The organism is Mycobacteroides abscessus ATCC 19977, assembly GCF_000069185.1.
GTDB classification, from domain to species: Bacteria; Actinomycetota; Actinomycetes; order Mycobacteriales; family Mycobacteriaceae; genus Mycobacterium; species Mycobacterium abscessus.
Genome location: NC_010397.1, coordinates 5,051,405 through 5,067,172, shown reverse-complemented (window position 1 = coordinate 5,067,172; position 15,768 = coordinate 5,051,405). Strand labels below are relative to the sequence as shown.

Genomic DNA, 15,768 nt, shown 5'->3' with positions numbered 1-15,768 from the left:
CGGCGAGCATCTCTCTCAGCTGGTGGGGACACGTCGACACTAGCCCCTTTTGAACGATCGGTCGTGGGTTTCCACACGGTTATCCACAGCTGTGGACAACAAAGCCGACCACCCCCATGGTGGTCAGTGTGCGTATACCAGGAGATCATGTCGGATCACCTGCTCCGGGGGACCGGCTAGTCGGTGTCCGACCGCGATCGGCATCGGCCAGTGTGGATGGTTCCGATGCATGCGCCCGGTGGAAACGGCATTCGCAGAAGCTAACAGTTTTTGTATCGCCCCGCCAACCGATCCAAAGACATGGATGACAACTTTCGTAAAGGTGACAGACTCCTGTGCCGAGGGGATACGCGTGTGACGTCTGTGATCAGTTTGACCGGCGTCGAGCAGGTCAGTACCCTCAAACAGTCGCCCGAACGTCGGCGGCACGGCCGCGACCCGCACGTCATCAGGGATGAAACCCAGGATTCCGTAGGTACCGCGCCGGTGGCGAGTGAGAAGTACCAACGGACTGATGCGTCTCAACACATCGCAAGCGTCGTGATTCGGCGACGGGAGCGATGGTGGTCGAGAACGTGATGGACATGAAGGAGTAGTAGCGGTGGCAAAGGGCAAGCGGACCTTCCAGCCAAACAATCGGCGTCGCGCACGCACCCACGGTTTCCGGTTGCGCATGCGTACCCGCGCGGGTCGCGCCATCATTGCCGGCCGGCGTCGTAAGGGCCGTCGGGAACTGACCGCCTGAGTTTCGGGCGCGGGTGGTAGTCGGTGTTGCCGACTCGACACCGGATGACCAAATCATCCGAATTCCGACAGACCGTCAAGCGTGGAGTGCGAACTACCCACGCGGACTTGGTGATTCATCTTCGGCGCGGTTGTCCTGATTCTGCTTGTGAGCAGGTTGAGGGCCCCAAGGTGGGTCTGATCGTCGGAAAGTCGGTGGGCGGGGCGGTCGTACGTCATCGGGTCTCGCGTCGGCTTCGGCATGCGGCCGCGGAATTACTGCCCAAACTCGAGCCGGTAGATCGCATGGTGATCAGAGCGCTGCCCAGCAGCAGCACGGCGCTCTCGGCAAGCCTGCGTCAGCAATTGCGAGACGGAATCGATCGTTCGGCACGACGGCAGGAACCGGCAGCAGAGCGGCAACGATGAAAAGCCGCCCGGCGCGAGCCGTGATCTTTTTGATTCGTCTGTATCAGACCTGGATCTCGCCGATGCGGCTGCCCAGTTGCCGGTTCATGCCGACCTGTAGCCAGTACGCGGTAGAGGCGTTGACGGCGCATGGCCTGATCCGCGGCGGCTGGTTGGCCACGATTCGGCTATTGAAGTGTGGACCGTGGCATCACGGCGGATGGGACCCAGTCCCGGAACGCCATACCGAGCACGGGGACCCAGAGGATCGGGGTCGAGAGCACGCGAGCGTGCGGAGGAGCACAGCGGATGTTTGATTGGTTCAACCTCGGGTTCATCTATTACCCGGTCTCCGGGATCATGTGGGTTTGGTACAAGCTATTCGCCTACCTGCTGGGCCCCAAGAACTTCTTCGCCTGGGCACTGTCGGTGATGTTCCTGGTGTTCACGTTGCGGGCGATCCTGTACAAGCCTTTCGTGCGGCAGATCCGGACCACCCGGCAGATGCAGGAGCTGCAGCCGCAGATCAAGGCGCTACAGAAGAAGTACAAGAATGACCGTCAGCGCATGGCGCTGGAGATGCAGAAGCTGCAACGCGAACACGGATTCAACCCGATTCTCGGGTGTCTGCCGATGCTGGCGCAGATCCCGGTATTCCTGGGGCTGTTCCATGTGCTGAGATCCTTCAACCGAACCACCGGTGGTTTCGGTCAGGTGCATATGACGGTGGAAGCGAACCGCGCGACGGGAAACTATTTCTTCAGCGCCAATGACGTGGCCAACTTCTTGGACGCGAACCTGTTCGGTGCACCATTGGGCGCCACCATGATTCAGACGACGGGTCTGGACGCCTTCACCGAGTTCAATAGACTTGCCGTGGCAGGGGTATCCATCCCGCTGATGATCATCGCGGGTGTCGCGACCTACTTCAATAGCCGGGCATCGATCGCGCGGCAGAGCCCCGAGGCGCAGGCCAATCCGCAGACCCAGATCATGAACCGGCTGGCGCTGTACGTGTTCCCGCTCGGCGTGGTGGTCGGTGGACCGTTCCTGCCGATCGCGATCATCCTGTATTGGGTGTCGAACAACATTTGGACGTTCGGACAGCAGCACTACGTCTTCAACAGAATCGCCAAGGAAGAGGAAGAAAAGAAGCAGGCGGATCTGGAGCGGCGCGCGGCCAACGCTCCCAAGCCGGGTGCCAAGCCGACGCGTGGCAAGAGCCAGCCGGCCGAACAAGCAGACGACTCGGATGCGAGCCCGGAGGTCGTGGAGTCCACCGGCACGGACGAGGACAGCGGGGGACCGGCTTCCCCGAATTCAACAAATGGATCAGGCACGACGAGCCGTACCCCGAAGCCGGGTGCGCGGCCCGATCGTCGCCGCAAGCGCTAGCCGCCCGCGATTCTGTACGGGCGTGACAGAGGGAGAAGAACGATGACCGATCTGGACACTCAAGCCGAAGAGACCACGGCCGAGGAGACCGCCGCCCCGGAGGCCGAGCCGCGCACGGCCGACCTTGAGGAGCGTCTGGTCGCCGAGGGCGAGATCGCCGGCGACTACCTGGAGGAGCTGCTGGACCTCCTGGACTTCGATGGTGACATCGATCTGGATGTCGAGGGTGACCGTGCGATTGTCAGTATCGACGGCGGCAGCGACCTGTCGAAGCTCGTCGGTCGTAAGGGCGAGGTGCTGGACGCCCTGCAGGAGTTGACTCGGCTCGCGGTTCAGCAGAAGTCGGGTGAACGCAGCAGGCTCATGCTCGACATCGCGAACTGGCGAGGCCGCCGCCGCGACGAGCTGGCCGCGCTGGGTACCAAGATCGCCAAGCAGGTGCTGGAGTCGGGCGAGCGTGAGGAGCTTGCTCCGATGACCCCGTTCGAGCGAAAGATCGTGCACGACGCGGTTGCCGCCGTCGACGGTGTGCACAGCGAGAGCGAGGGCGTGGAGCCGTCGCGTCGCGTCGTCGTTCTGCACGACTGACGCCACCAAATCTCATCCATGTAATTCTGTGGCCGCGCTCCGGGAGGAATGTTTCACGTGAAACACGGCGAGACCCTCCCGGTGCCGGAGGCCGCTGCCGAGGTGTTCGGTGAGCGGCTTGCCCGGGCGGTCGAGTATGTAGCGGCGCTCGCCACAATCGGCGTGGAGCGAGGTCTGATCGGACCCCGCGAGACGGGTCGATTGTGGGGGCGCCACATTCTTAACAGCGCTGTCCTCGGGGAGCTACTCGAGGCGGGGGAGCGAGTTATTGACGTCGGGAGCGGCGCCGGGCTACCGGGAATTCCCCTAGGTATCGCGCGGCCAGATGTCGGTATCGTTCTCGTCGAGCCGATGCTTCGGCGCACGGAGTTTCTCCGTGAAATGATCGAGCAGCTGGGGCTGACCAATGTGTCGGTGGTGCGGGGTAGGGCAGAGGAGCCCGCTGTTATCGCCGAGGTTGGCGGGGCGGACGCGGTGACGTCCCGGGCGGTCGCGGCATTGGACAAGATCGCCCGCTGGTCTCTTCCTTTGACGCGGATCGGCGGACGGATGTTGGCGATCAAAGGTGATCGTGCAGAGGATGAAGTAGAGCAGTACGGCAGCGCGCTGGGTCAGCTCGGCGCCGACGATGTGAGGGTGGTGCAGTGTGGCACGCGGTACCTCGATTCGCCCACCACGGTGGTGGTCGCGCGGCGGAAAGAATGCGACGGAAACCGGCAGCGGGGAAGCTCCCGCGGCGGTTCGCGGAAGCGGAGCCGATGAGCATCCGATCAAGGAGACGACAGTGAGTAGCGACGATGTTTCACGTGAAACCGGCGCAGCGAGTGACGGCCACCGGGCGCCCACGGAGTTCGTGGAATCCGAGACTCCCATCGGCGCCGCGGCGCAGCGAGCGACTCAGTTGAAGCAAGGCTCGGTCCGACTACCGAAGCCCGCACATCGGCGGATGCTGACGATCGCCAATCAGAAGGGCGGCGTCGGCAAGACCACCACTGCGGTGAACCTTGCGGCGGCGATGGCACTGCAGGGGCTCAATGTTCTGGTGATCGATTTGGACCCCCAAGGCAACGCAAGCACCGCACTGGGTGCCGACCACCGCGCGGGCACCCCCTCGTCGTACGAGGTACTCCTTGGCGAGATACCCATTCAGGACGCGATTCAGTCCAGCCCGCAGAGCGAGCACCTCTTCTGCGTTCCGGCGACGATCGACCTTGCCGGTGCCGAGATCGAGCTGGTTTCGATGGTCGCGCGCGAAGGGCGGTTGCGTTCGGCGATCGCCGGTCTCCCGGCCGATGCGTTCGACTTCGTCTTCATTGATTGCCCGCCATCGCTCGGTCTGTTGACGGTCAATGCGCTCGTTGCCGCCAACGAAGTGTTGATCCCCATCCAGTGCGAGTACTACGCATTGGAAGGGGTGGGCCAGCTGCTGCGCAACATCGAACTTGTCCAAGCACATCTCAACCCGGCGCTGCATGTGTCGACGATCTTGCTCACCATGTATGACGGCCGGACCAAGCTGGCCGACCAAGTGGCGGATGAGGTGCGGGGCCACTTCGGCCCGAAGGTACTGGGTTCGGTCATCCCGCGTAGCGTCAAGGTGTCGGAAGCACCGGGGTACGGAACCAGTGTTCTTGAATACGATCCGGGTTCACGTGGCGCGTTGAGCTATCTCGATGCAGCGCGCGAACTCGCCCAGCGGCCGAGCTCGTCGGCGAGTGATCCGCAATGAGCGGGGTGTGCTACGGAAAAATCATCACTTGTGCGGAGCGGATGCGAAAAGGGAGAAGTAATCGATGAGTCAGTCGGCATCATCACGGCGTAAGGGCGGACTCGGTCGCGGCCTGGCGTCGCTCATTCCCACCGCCCCGGTGGACGGCTCGTCGGCACCGGCGGGCCCAAGTCTGGGTGCCGCCGCCGCCGACGTAGTCATCGGAGGTGGCCCGGCGCCGGCAGCGCCGGCGGCCACACCAGCGGCCGATATCGGTGCGGTCTACCGCGAGATTCCAGTAACCGCCATCAAGCCGAATCCCAAGCAGCCCCGCCAGGTGTTCGATGAGGAGGCGCTGGCGGAGCTGGTTCATTCGATCCGTGAGTTCGGCGTGATGCAGCCGATCGTGGTGCGCGTGGTCGACGACGGTGACTACCAATTGGTGATGGGGGAGCGGCGTTGGCGCGCCACACAAGAGGCGGGTCTGGACACCATCCCGGCAATTGTGCGGGAGACCGCGGATGACAACCTCCTCCGTGACGCGCTGCTGGAGAACATTCACCGCGCACAGCTGAACCCACTGGAGGAGGCGGCGGCCTACCAACAGCTTCTCGACGAGTTCGAAGTCACCCATGAGGAGCTGGCCGCGCGAATCGGTCGGTCGCGTCCGGTCATCTCGAACATGATCCGCCTGCTGCGCCTCCCCATTGCCGTGCAGCGTCGGGTGGCAGCGGGCGTCTTGTCGGCCGGCCATGCACGCGCCTTGCTTGCCCTCGAAGGGGGAGCAGGAGCGCAGGAAGAACTGGCCGCGCGCATCGTGGCGGAGGGGATGTCGGTACGGGCCGCCGAGGAGGCCGTGACGCTCGCCAACCGTAGCGATGCCCCGAAGCCCGCGCCGCGTCGCAAGCCGATGCAGATGCCTGGTCTGCAGGATGTCGCCGAGAGGCTCTCGGGCACCTTCGATACCCGCGTGACGGTCAGTCTCGGGAAGCGCAAGGGCAAGATCGTTGTCGAGTTCGGTTCTGTCGATGATTTGCAACGAATTGTCGATTTGATGTCCGGCGAGGGCACGTCCTAACCCTCAGGGGAGAAACGTCACTGTGACGTGAAGCCCGCCGGCTTCTGGCGCTCGCGCGAAAGTAGTTGGTAACTCAGGGTTTTCGGCCCCGCAGTGCACGCATCTGTGCGGAGGGGGCCATGGCGGCGGATTTAGCCGATCGTGACCGGGCTGCCGGGTGCCAAACCAGAAATTTCGCATATCCTTGAAGGGTTGCCGGACGCATGAGGCGTACCGCGCACCATGTTGACCGGACGTGGAGGCGTACAAAACCAGTGTCGGCTCGGATCGTTCCCCTGCGGCTCGATGGTTTCGAGCAGCTGCCCAAGCATGCCCGGCGGTGTGTCTTCTGGGAAGTGGACCCCGCTACCGTCGGAGATGGTCAGCATCTCTCGGATCCTGAATTCGAGAAGGAAGCCTGGCTTTCGATGGTCATGCTTGAGTGGGGGTCGTGCGGTCAGGTCGCGGTAACCGGTCCGCAATCGCGGCCGACCACTGCGGGATACGCGCTGTACGCGCCGCCCGGTGTTGTGCCCCGTGCCCGGCTATTTCCCACGGCACCTGTCAGCGCGGATGCGATTCTGTTGACCTCGCTCGGGGTAGAGCCGGGACATGAGTCAGATGGTCTGCCGCACAGCATCATCGCCAACGTGGTCGCCGAATTGGTCCGCCGAGGTGTGCGCGCGTTGGAGGCCTTCGGACGCACCGCCGAAGCGCTGGACCTGTGTGAAGGATCGCTGGCGAGACATTCCGAAGCCCCGGATGTGCTGGGGGAGTGCACCATTGAGCAGTGCATGATCGACGTGGACTTCTTGAAGGATGTCGGCTTTACGGTGGTCGCTCCGCACCAGCACTTTCCGCGGCTACGGCTGGAGCTGGATCGAGGGCTTGGCTGGAAGGCGGAAGTGGAGGCCGCACTGGAACGCCTGCTGGAATCGGTGCAGATCCCGCAGCATGCCGGCGCTGGACCGGTGGTGGGTGCCGGGTTCTAGGCGGGGCCAACAGAGTTGGCTGCTCAATCGATCGCCCGAGAGCCGTCCCATGTGAACGCGGCACCGCTGCGGCGCACACCCAGCGGTGAATGTGCAGGGAAGTGTGCGGTGAGGAGCTTGAGGTTTTCGTCGGCGCACCGTCCGAGCAGTGCGCGACGGGTGGCGACGGCCTGAGCCGGATCGGCGTCAGCGTAGAAGGGTAGGTCCGGAAATTGTGCCTGCATAGGGTGATGGAGTGCATCACCGGCGATGAGCAAGCCGGTATCCGCGGCACGAACCTCGATCGCTACGTGCCCGGGAGTATGTCCGCCCGCATCGAGTGCGCGAATATGGGTGGAGCCGTAAGAGTGCAGCACCTGTCCCGATTTCACGAAACCGTACGGCGCGTGTTCCAGAACGGGCAGGATGCTGTCCTCGTAGACCCAGCCGCCGTTGTCCTGCCACTGGTCAATGGGTGCTGATTCCCACTGGGCCCGAATGTATTTGAGTTCGGTGTGATGGAAAAGGTAGGTGGCGGCAGGGAAGGTGGGCCGCCATGTGCCCTCAACCAGGCGAGTGTTCCAACCGCAATGGTCCAGATGCAGGTGAGTGTTGACGACGATATCGACGGCTTCGGGCGAGTATCCGGACTGTTCGAGACGGGTCAGGTAGTCGGTATTGAGCATGTGGAGGTCCGCGAACAGCGGCCGGTTCTTGTGATTACCCGAGCAGGTGTCGACCACGATGATGGTGTCAGCGAGCTCGATGACGTAGTTGTGGATCGCGAAGATGAGTTCGGAGCCATCGTCGGACACGGCGGACGGTGCGTAGTTGGCCCGTGCGAATACGAGTTGCTCTTCGGAGAGAGCCGGATACCAGTGATGCGGCTTGATGGGCCACACATCCAGTTCGGTGAGCTGAGTGACGGTTGCGTCGCCGACAGTGAAAGTCCGCACAGCCGCGGAAAACATCTGGCGAGAGGGGAGTATTCCCTTCAGGGCGCGATGCCGCGGCACACGAGATCCGCGGTGGCGCGTACCCTCGCTGCGAGGATGTCCTGATTCGGTTCGTGTCCGTAGCGGGCGAGGATGCCCAGCGGGATGCCGACCACTGAATCTGCGACGGCTTCGACGTCGATATCCTCTCGGACGTAACCGGATTCGATCCCATCGCGCAAAAGACCTCCGAGCACCGCAGCGCCGGCGTCGAACACGCCGCAGAACTGAGCGGTCATCTCTGCATCTACAGCGGCACCCTGTTGCAGTAGCAGGCGGGAAAGCCGCGGATCCGCCACCACCAAATCGATGTAGGCAAGTCCGAGATTCACTGAGAAATCATGAAATTCGTTCAGTGATGTGATGCGTCCGGGCAATGTGTGGCTGAGGGTCTCGATGGTGCGTTGCGTGGCGTGTTGCACGACGTGTTCGAGGATATCGCGCTTGTTGGTGAAGTACCGGTAGAACATCGAGTGCCCTGTGCCGAGGCGTTCCGCGATGTGTGCGATCGATGTTTGGTGATAGCCGCGTTCCGAGAACTCGGCGAGGGCGGCCTCGACCACCTCTTCCTTGACGAGCTCGCTACGTCGAGCGCGCTGCCGATCCGCCATCCGGATCGGCGGTTCCGCGGGGTCCTCCATGCGGCTGAGGATAGTCCACAAAGACTCTCTGAGGCGACACGTGTCGTTTAGCGGAATCATTTGTCTCAAAGTGATTGACTTAGTCTTGAACTAGACATTAGTGTCCGACTAGACCGCTCGGTGACGGTGAAAGGACATAGGTGATGACACGGTTGAGCGCGGGTGCGGAGTGGGGGCCACCACCGGTGATTCACGGTGAACCCTGGTGGGCCTGGACCGTGGTGGCGGTTCTTGTTGTCTGCCTGATGATTTCGGCAGCATGGGTCGGCTGGATGACCATTCGTAAGCACGAGGACGCGCTGATGTACTGGCTCATCATGCTCAGCGGAGTGACGATCCTGCCCTACTTCGTCGAGCCGTGGCTCGACGTGATCGGTGCAACCACCTACATGACCAACACCCTGCCCTATGTGATCATCGCCGACCGGCCGCTGCCGATCTTCGTCCCCCTGGTGTGGGTGGGCACTGCGCCGACGGCGCTGGTTGTGTACGAAATGATCAAGAAAGGTTGGGCCGCTTGGACACTCATCGTGTTCGCGCTGGTGTTCGGAATCGCCGAGTGTATCGGGGAAATGGTCAACAGCCACTTCGGACTGATGAGGTACTACAGCAATAACGCGCTGGTCTTCGGGGTGCCGCTGCCGAGCCTCGTGCAGAACGGCGGCTTCCTGGTGATCATCGCTTGGGTACTGGTTGCTATCCGGCCTCGCATGCGCGGATACCGTTGGGCAGTAATACCATTCGTTGCGCCAGCCGCTTATCTCGCCTACACCATCGTCTGTACTCTGCCGAACTATTTCGCGATTCACCTGGGTCTGGCGCCGCTGCCATCGTGGGGCCTGGCGGGGTTGTCCACGACCCTGAATCTGCTGGCCGTCGCGATCGCCGCGTACTCACCCACGTGCCAGCGGTACCGAGACGAGGTCGGCACCAAGGTGCTGGGTCCGGTCCGCACCGCTGCCCGGCAATCGGTACCCGCAGCATGACCGAGCTGGTGGGAAAGGAAGTCACGCGGGGCTGCCCGGCAGAGCCTCACCAGGACGGCCCTACCGGGTTTGGCGACTTCCCGCGCGAGCTGGCAGGGCAGTGGGGCCCGCTGCCATTGAATCCCTCGGTCCATGAGGTCAACGAGATCGCAAGAGCCCGCCAAAGATTCGAATACTCGCGCAAAGATCCGTGGTGGCTGACTCGTGCCAGTTTTCCGTTGGCCTCCAGCATCGTCAGGGGTGTGGGGAGTCCGGCGCTCACGCCGCCCGGCCCGGTGGGGCACCCCGTTGTAGGCAGCGTGCCGGAGATGCGGCGTGAACCGTTCGAGTTCTTTCGCCGCTGTGCACGGGAATTCGGTGATGTGTATCGGGTTCCATTCCCGTTGGGCGGCAGCATCGTGGTGGTCAACCATCCGGATTACGCGAGCCAGGTGATGGATGACCCGGTGGGCAGATACAGCATGATCGGACCGGGCCAGGCGGCTATGGGCGTGATCGGAGCGGCGATTCCGATGCTGGAGGGGGACAAGTTCCGGCAGCGCCGCCGAATGCTCATGCCGATGTTCGGACGCCGTCATCTGGCGCGGGTGGCAGAGGTGATCGCGGACGAGTTTGTCCGGCGGGTCGACCGGTGGGCATGCTGGGCCGATACCGGCCAGGTCGTGGATCTACAGCACGCAATCGCGCAAGTGACCCTGCCGGCCTTTCTCCGTGCGATGTTCTCGTCGACTATCACCGAACAGGAGATTAGTGAAACCGACGTAGATCTAAGAACTTTCATGTCGCTGATGGCATCGGTGACAATGATGAGCCCGCTGCCCAGTGTCCTGCCGCTACCGGGGCGGGAATCGGCACCGCGGTCTATGTGGCGGCTGTGGCGATTGACGCGACGCTTGATCCAGCAGCGACGTAAGAATCCGATCGAGACACCAGATCTGCTGAGCCTCCTCCTGGAGGCGAGCTACGACGACGGAAGCCAGCTCTCGGAACGAGATCTGAGCATGGAGTTGATGATTCTGATGGCGGGTGGATATGAGACAGTCGTGGCATCGTTGTCGTGGACACTTGCGCTGTTGTTGGGGCACCCTGAGCACCTGAGACGGTTGTACGCCGAGGTGGATGGCTTGGCTGGCGCGCTGCCGACACCGGATGATCTGCCCAAATTAGCTTGGGCCAAGGCATGTTTCGATGAGGGCCAACGACTTCAGGGCCATCCGCTGAATCCTCGGTTTGCGATGGACGACGACGTTATCGGCGGATACTTCATCCCGAAACACACCATCGTCGGGCCTTCCCTGTATTCGATCCATCGGGATCCGCGGTGGTGGGCCGACCCTGATACGTACGACCCGAACCGGTTCATGGACGAGGTCGCAGCCAGAAGCCGACCGCGGTTGGCGTTCATGCCATTTGGATCGGGTAGGCACCACTGTCTCGGCACGGGTATGGCTTATATGAATGCGCAGTTCCTGCTGGCGATCATCTTCCAGCGCTATCGTTTGGCGTTACCGGAAGGCTGGAAACCAAAGCACCACTTCAATTTCTCGGTAACTCTCGAGGGTGGGTTGCCTGTTACCTTGACGACGGTGTGATCGTGAGTCCGCCCGACAGCAGTTCCTCGGTGAGCGTCGATCAAGATCTGTGCATGGGGTCAGGGTATTGCGTTGCACAACATCCCGATCTGTTTGGTGCGGATGTGGACGGCACGGCCGTGCCGTTGCACAAGGGAGTGCTGTCCGGGGAGCAAGCCCGGGAGGCGGCCGACGCGGCTCACGTGTGCCCGGCGGCCGCCATCGAGATACATCCTGCGTCACAGTGACGAAAGCCGCGGGAACCATGGGAACTCTCGGACCTCGAAAGATCAGCTTCCTGCCGACAATTCGTGAGCCAGCAGCTCGTCGAAAGTGAACGTGCCGGTGGGGCGGTCGTTCTTGCCGAGCAGGTATACCCGCTTCACTGCGGCCAGAATCGACTCGGCTACCACGTCCCGGTAGTGAGCAGAGCTGAGAATGGAGACATCGTGGGGGGAGGTGATGTACCCGATATCCACCTGCACGGTGGGCATCCGGGTGAGACGGAGGAGATCCCAGGTGCGGCCATGGGCGCGACAGTCTCGTAATCCAGTGCGCGCGGCCACTTCTCGCTGAATGAAGTCGGCAAGCATGTGTCCGATGGTGGAGACGGAGCCATGTAGGTTGCCGAAGTGGTAGGACGCGACACCGCTGGCGGCCACCGTGGGCTGTGCGTCGAAGCGGAGACTGATCATCAGATCGGCACCCACATTGTTGGCGTAGGTGGCTCGCTCGACATCGGTGGGGTTGTTCTGTATGGCGCGCGAGATGTAGGTGTCCATCCCGATCGCGGTCATGCGGCCCTCAAGACGACTCGCCAAGTCCCACAAGATGTCCGCCTCGCTGGTGGGGCCCTCGCGACCCGGGACGATGCGGCCACGATCGCCGCCACCGAGGCCGGGGTCGATCACGATGCGCTTGCCGGACAGCTGCGGACCGGCGTTGCGTACGTGCTCGGTCTCCCGGATCGCGTGCGCTGAGCCGCCGGTCACGTGGCGGCCCAGCAGTTGGAAGGACCGCAACGTTTCGGGCCCGCAGATGCCGTCGGCGGTCAGCCCGTACTCGCGCTGGTAGGACATGAGCGAGTTGTAGGTCTGTAGGCCGAAGTTCCCGTCGACCAGACCGGTGTAGAAACCCAGATCTTGCAGGCGCTTCTGCAGGGTGGCGACATCGTCGCCGTACATGGGTGCGGAGAACTGATGGAAGAGTGTGCGCGCCCCGAGCCGGTAGGAGGCTTCTTTGAGCGTGCGGTAGGTCGCGGGTCCGACGATGCCGTCGACCAACAGGCCCCGGCACTGCTGAAACGCGCGCACGGCGTCGTCCAGTGTCGCGTCAAAGCGATCGACCATGACGTGCCGACCGGTCGCCAGGACCTCGTCGGGGTCCTCCAGGAACCCGAGGGCTGTCAGCACCTCGCGCACCTCGGTGACGGCCGGGCCTCGATCGCCGTGGCGAATGTTCGACGCGCCTGTCGTCATACTCCGCCTTTCGCAGCCTTTCGCAGCCGTATATAAGGAAACCGCACTGCTACCGACGCCGAGAGCAGCTGCCCGCCGTCGGGACGGCAATATTGTCTCAGATGCCTAGGCGATGAGCGAAACTCCCGGGCCGGTTATGTGACCGACGTTGGGCAGGTTAGACGACGCCGTCTAGCTCACGCAGCAACGCCGACTTGCTCTTGGCACCGACGATCCGCTTGGTTGCCTCACCGTTTTGGAACAGGATCAGCGTTGGGATCGAAGTCACCTGAAATGCGCGGGCGGTCTCCGGGTTGGCGTCCACGTCGAGTTTGGCGATGGTGAGTGCTTCGCCGTGGTCCTTGGCGATCTCCTCCAGTACGGGCGCCACCATCTTGCAGGGCCCGCACCAGGTCGCCCAGAAATCGACCAGCACAGGTTTGTTGCTGGACACAACGTCTTCCTGGAACGAGTCGTCGGTGACGGTAACGGTCGCGTGGTCGCTCATAATTCTCCTTTTGTCTGTGGCAGGGGGGCGCTAGGCCTCAATGAGGGTCTGGGAATGTGCGGTCTCGGCTAGCCAGCGCTCGGCGTCAATGGCTGCAGCACAACCACTTCCAGCGGCGGTTACCGCTTGCCGGTAGGTGCGGTCCACCAAGTCTCCGGCGGCGAACACACCCTCCACGGAGGTGTAGGTGCTGCGATCGCGCACCAACACGTACCCATCGGGGTCGACGTCAACGACATCCTTCACGAGTTCGCTGCGCGGGTCGTGGCCGACGGCGACGAACATACCGGTGACGGGCAGCTCCGAGGCTTGGCCGGTCACGGTGTTCTCCAACTTGAGTCCGGTGACCGAGTCGGTTCCCTCCACCCCGACGATCTTGGTGTTGGTGAGCACCGTGATCTTGGGGTCGGCGTAGGCGCGTTCCAGCATGATCTTGGAGGCACGGAACTCGTCGCGGCGGTGGATCAGGGTAACGCTGCGGGCAAATCGTGTGAGGAATGTCGCTTCTTCCATCGCGGAGTCTCCGCCGCCGATGACGGCGATGTCCTGATCCTTGAAGAAGAATCCATCGCAGGTGGCACAGGAGCTGACGCCGCGTCCCAGCAGGGTGTCCTCCCCTGGCACCCCCAGGTACCGCGGTGCCGCACCCATCGCCAGGATGACGGCTCGCGCACGGTATACCTCGTCGCCGACGGTGACGGTCTTCACGGGGCCCCGCAGGGAGACCTCGTCGACGTCCTCGGTGCGGAGGTCGGCGCCGAAGCGGATGGCCTGTTCGCGCATCTGATCCATCAGGTCAGGGCCCATGATTCCCTCGCGGAAGCCGGGGTAGTTCTCGACCTCGGTGGTGGTCATCAAGGCGCCACCGAATTGGGTGCCCTCGAACACGATCGGCTTGAGCTGCGCGCGGGCCGCATAGACCGCCGCGGTGTACCCAGCGGGTCCAGAGCCGATGATGATGAGCTCGTGAACGTCCGATTCGGTCCCGGTCGACGGAGCCTGAGACATGCGGTTCCCTTCTGAGGCGATCTGATGTGCCTGATCCAACTAGGCCGTGCGAATGCTAAAACAACAGCCTAGAGCGGGATGTTCCACGCCCGGCGGGCGGTGGGAGATCTACCGGCTAGGTGTGGCACCGATTCGGGTCTGGGCCACACGCTGCGGATCGGTCTGACTGCAGCCGGGGCGCACGGCCACCGCCAACAGTTCACCGGGACGTTCGGCGGGAAGCACCATCAGCACCGCGGGCCCGTCGATATCGAGGGTCTGCGCACCGAGGACAGGTGTGGAGGCGGAGAGTCCGAGGCCTGTCAGGCAGGACGCACGGCGAGCGGCATCATCGAGCTCCCCGAACGCGGGCGCACGGCCCACCAGGGCGGTTATCTCATTTCCGGAGAGGGGAAACGCCGTTTGACCCACTGCGCCACGCGCGGGCAATTCTGGCGCCACCGGTGCGGCTGTCTTGGGCGCAATCTGTTGGGACAGCGACGGGCCAGCCACGGCGGTGGTGGTTTGCGAGGCGCGCTGGTTGTCCTGAGCGACGACGGTGATGGCGACGGCAACGCAGGCGGCGGCTGCCAGGCCCGCGCCGGAGTAGGCCAGCCAGCGACGCTTTGCCGCCGGGCGGCGCCGATGATCCAGCGGCACTGGACCTGTGACCAGGTTGAGGCTCACGTCGGCGGGCCGTACCGCATCCGCAGCTATCGCTGGCAACGTGGACTTGGCGGATTCCGCGCGTAATGCGGCAACGATGTCGTCGACGACGGACTCGGGCACCTCGGGTGCGGGACTGTCCATCCACGCCACCAACTCCGCACGCACCTGATCGAGAGCCGCCAGGGTCTGACGTGCGTCTGGATCTTGGTCTGCGCGTTGCCTAAGCACGTTGGAATCGCCGGTGTCATAGACACCGGCGTGCAGGTCGGCCAAGACCTCGAGTGACAGCGGCACCTCGGCGAGGTTCACCTTGTCGAGGTTACCTTCGTCATCGGCACCGCCCGGCGGGTTGCTGACCATTTGTGTTCATTGTTCCCATATCCAGCTACCGCCCGCCACGACCGTTGCCCAATGTGCAGGTGGATCGTGACACGGTGATACACGGTTAGTAGTCGATGGTTTCCGGTTCGACCGAGCCGGCCTTATCCAGGTAGTGCAGGGCGACGGCCAGGCGTGCGCGTGCACGCGCGCAGCGGCTCTTCACCGTGCCCTCCGGCACACCGAGCAGTTCAGCGGCATCGGCGACCGAGTAGCCCTGCATATCGACCGCGATGACCGCCGCGCGCTGCTCCGCGGGCAGCCGTAGCAGTGCCTTCTGGATGACGATCGAGGTATCGACGTTGGTCGAGGGGTCCTCGAGGGTGTAAACGTCCTCTTCGAGCTCGATGGGAATGTGCGCCTTGTTGCGACGCATGCGATCCAGACAGGCGTTCACCACGATGCGATAGAGCCAGCTGGTTACCGCGGCGTCGTTGCGGAAATTGGCAGCTCCCCGGTGCGCCGACAGCATGGCCTCCTGAAGCGCGTCGGCGGCATCTTCGGGGGTGCGGCTGGTGGCCCGGGCGAGTCGGTAAAGACGACGATGATGACGGCGAAACAGCTGTTCGAAAGCTGACGGATCACCGGCGACATGGGCAGCCAACAGCTCGGCGTCCGAGTGTTGAGGAGTGGTGAGAACCCCCTGAACCATGCCCACACGCGCACAGTAATCAAAAATGGGGGGTGCCGTCGACCACGACGGTGCCCCACAGCAAACTGTTATAC

General features: G+C 63.1%; 20 protein-coding genes. 12 read left to right on the top strand and 8 right to left on the bottom strand.

Annotation, left to right across the window (positions count from 1 at the left end):
- Positions 1–123 precede the first annotated feature (123 nt).
- Positions 124–528: a hypothetical protein gene (locus MAB_RS25085; protein ID WP_005095931.1), complete on the bottom strand. Its 405-nt coding sequence runs from the start codon at positions 526–528 to the stop codon at positions 124–126.
- A 73-nt stretch (positions 529–601) separates the two neighbouring features.
- Here MAB_RS25085 and rpmH point away from each other — a divergent pair, with 73 nt between their 5' ends.
- The 9 genes from rpmH to MAB_RS25040 all read left to right on the top strand — a co-directional run bounded on the left by rpmH (position 602) and on the right by MAB_RS25040 (position 6,871).
- Positions 602–745, top strand: coding sequence for a 50S ribosomal protein L34 (rpmH, locus tag MAB_RS25080; RefSeq protein ID WP_005072119.1), 144 nt, complete (start codon positions 602–604; stop codon positions 743–745).
- A gap of 23 nt (positions 746–768) precedes the next feature.
- On the top strand, positions 769–1,152 hold the full coding sequence (gene rnpA, locus MAB_RS25075; RefSeq protein ID WP_012296830.1) for a ribonuclease P protein component: 384 nt from the start codon (positions 769–771) through the stop codon (positions 1,150–1,152).
- On the top strand, positions 1,149–1,448 hold the full coding sequence (yidD, locus tag MAB_RS25070) for a membrane protein insertion efficiency factor YidD (RefSeq protein WP_005064533.1): 300 nt from the start codon (positions 1,149–1,151) through the stop codon (positions 1,446–1,448). The genes rnpA and yidD overlap by 4 nt, the downstream gene beginning before the upstream one ends.
- Positions 1,441–2,526, top strand: a complete 1,086-nt coding sequence (gene yidC / locus MAB_RS25065; RefSeq protein WP_005112810.1) for a membrane protein insertase YidC — start codon at positions 1,441–1,443, stop codon at positions 2,524–2,526. Before yidD ends, yidC begins: the two co-directional genes overlap by 8 nt.
- 42 nt (positions 2,527–2,568) lie before the next feature.
- Positions 2,569–3,114, top strand: coding sequence for a Jag family protein (locus MAB_RS25060; RefSeq protein ID WP_005064537.1), 546 nt, complete (start codon positions 2,569–2,571; stop codon positions 3,112–3,114).
- Positions 3,115–3,162: 48 nt separating this feature from the next.
- The gene (gene rsmG, locus MAB_RS25055) at positions 3,163–3,876 is read left to right on the top strand and encodes a 16S rRNA (guanine(527)-N(7))-methyltransferase RsmG (protein ID WP_005130546.1); all 714 of its coding nucleotides are present in this window, start codon (positions 3,163–3,165) and stop codon (positions 3,874–3,876) included.
- 91 nt (positions 3,877–3,967) lie between these two features.
- A complete protein-coding gene (locus MAB_RS25050) occupies positions 3,968–4,843 on the top strand; it encodes a ParA family protein (protein ID WP_005095922.1) in 876 nt (291 codons plus the stop codon).
- A 64-nt stretch (positions 4,844–4,907) separates the two neighbouring features.
- Complete coding sequence (locus MAB_RS25045) at positions 4,908–5,900, top strand: ParB/RepB/Spo0J family partition protein (protein WP_005082835.1); 993 nt, start codon at positions 4,908–4,910, stop codon at positions 5,898–5,900.
- Positions 5,901–6,154: 254 nt separating this feature from the next.
- On the top strand, positions 6,155–6,871 hold the full coding sequence (locus tag MAB_RS25040) for a hypothetical protein (RefSeq protein ID WP_005112809.1): 717 nt from the start codon (positions 6,155–6,157) through the stop codon (positions 6,869–6,871).
- 23 nt (positions 6,872–6,894) lie between these two features.
- Here MAB_RS25040 and MAB_RS25035 read toward each other — a convergent pair whose 3' ends face one another.
- Together MAB_RS25035 and MAB_RS25030 are read right to left on the bottom strand one after the other, a co-directional pair.
- Positions 6,895–7,821 (bottom strand): MBL fold metallo-hydrolase, encoded by a 927-nt coding sequence (locus tag MAB_RS25035; RefSeq protein WP_005114859.1) that lies wholly within the window; start codon positions 7,819–7,821, stop codon positions 6,895–6,897.
- 23 nt (positions 7,822–7,844) lie between these two features.
- Positions 7,845–8,486, bottom strand: a complete 642-nt coding sequence (locus MAB_RS25030) for a TetR/AcrR family transcriptional regulator (protein WP_005082833.1) — start codon at positions 8,484–8,486, stop codon at positions 7,845–7,847.
- A gap of 143 nt (positions 8,487–8,629) precedes the next feature.
- Between MAB_RS25030 and MAB_RS25025 the strand changes: the two genes are divergently transcribed.
- From MAB_RS25025 to MAB_RS25015, 3 genes are read left to right on the top strand one after another with little or no spacing between them, the layout of a single operon-like run.
- Positions 8,630–9,472, top strand: a complete 843-nt coding sequence (locus MAB_RS25025; protein ID WP_005112805.1) for a hypothetical protein — start codon at positions 8,630–8,632, stop codon at positions 9,470–9,472.
- On the top strand, positions 9,469–11,064 hold the full coding sequence (locus tag MAB_RS25020) for a cytochrome P450 (protein ID WP_005112804.1): 1,596 nt from the start codon (positions 9,469–9,471) through the stop codon (positions 11,062–11,064). The genes MAB_RS25025 and MAB_RS25020 overlap by 4 nt, the downstream gene beginning before the upstream one ends.
- Complete coding sequence (locus MAB_RS25015) at positions 11,061–11,291, top strand: ferredoxin (RefSeq protein WP_005087660.1); 231 nt, start codon at positions 11,061–11,063, stop codon at positions 11,289–11,291. The genes MAB_RS25020 and MAB_RS25015 overlap by 4 nt, the downstream gene beginning before the upstream one ends.
- 42 nt (positions 11,292–11,333) lie before the next feature.
- On the opposite strand, the gene MAB_RS25010 is transcribed toward MAB_RS25015, so the two are convergent.
- The 5 genes from MAB_RS25010 to sigM form a co-directional block, all read right to left on the bottom strand.
- Positions 11,334–12,521, bottom strand: a complete 1,188-nt coding sequence (locus MAB_RS25010; protein ID WP_005064557.1) for an N-acetylmuramoyl-L-alanine amidase — start codon at positions 12,519–12,521, stop codon at positions 11,334–11,336.
- A gap of 157 nt (positions 12,522–12,678) precedes the next feature.
- The gene (trxA, locus tag MAB_RS25005) at positions 12,679–13,008 is read right to left on the bottom strand and encodes a thioredoxin (RefSeq protein ID WP_005064559.1); all 330 of its coding nucleotides are present in this window, start codon (positions 13,006–13,008) and stop codon (positions 12,679–12,681) included.
- 30 nt (positions 13,009–13,038) lie between these two features.
- Entirely contained in the window at positions 13,039–14,016 is a 978-nt protein-coding gene (gene trxB, locus MAB_RS25000) for a thioredoxin-disulfide reductase (RefSeq protein WP_005082829.1), read from the bottom strand.
- A gap of 108 nt (positions 14,017–14,124) precedes the next feature.
- Entirely contained in the window at positions 14,125–15,024 is a 900-nt protein-coding gene (locus MAB_RS24995) for a hypothetical protein (RefSeq protein ID WP_005095909.1), read from the bottom strand.
- Positions 15,025–15,109: 85 nt separating this feature from the next.
- On the bottom strand, positions 15,110–15,700 hold the full coding sequence (gene sigM / locus MAB_RS24990; RefSeq protein ID WP_005079104.1) for an RNA polymerase sigma factor SigM: 591 nt from the start codon (positions 15,698–15,700) through the stop codon (positions 15,110–15,112).
- Between the last annotated feature and the right edge of the window lie 68 nt (positions 15,701–15,768).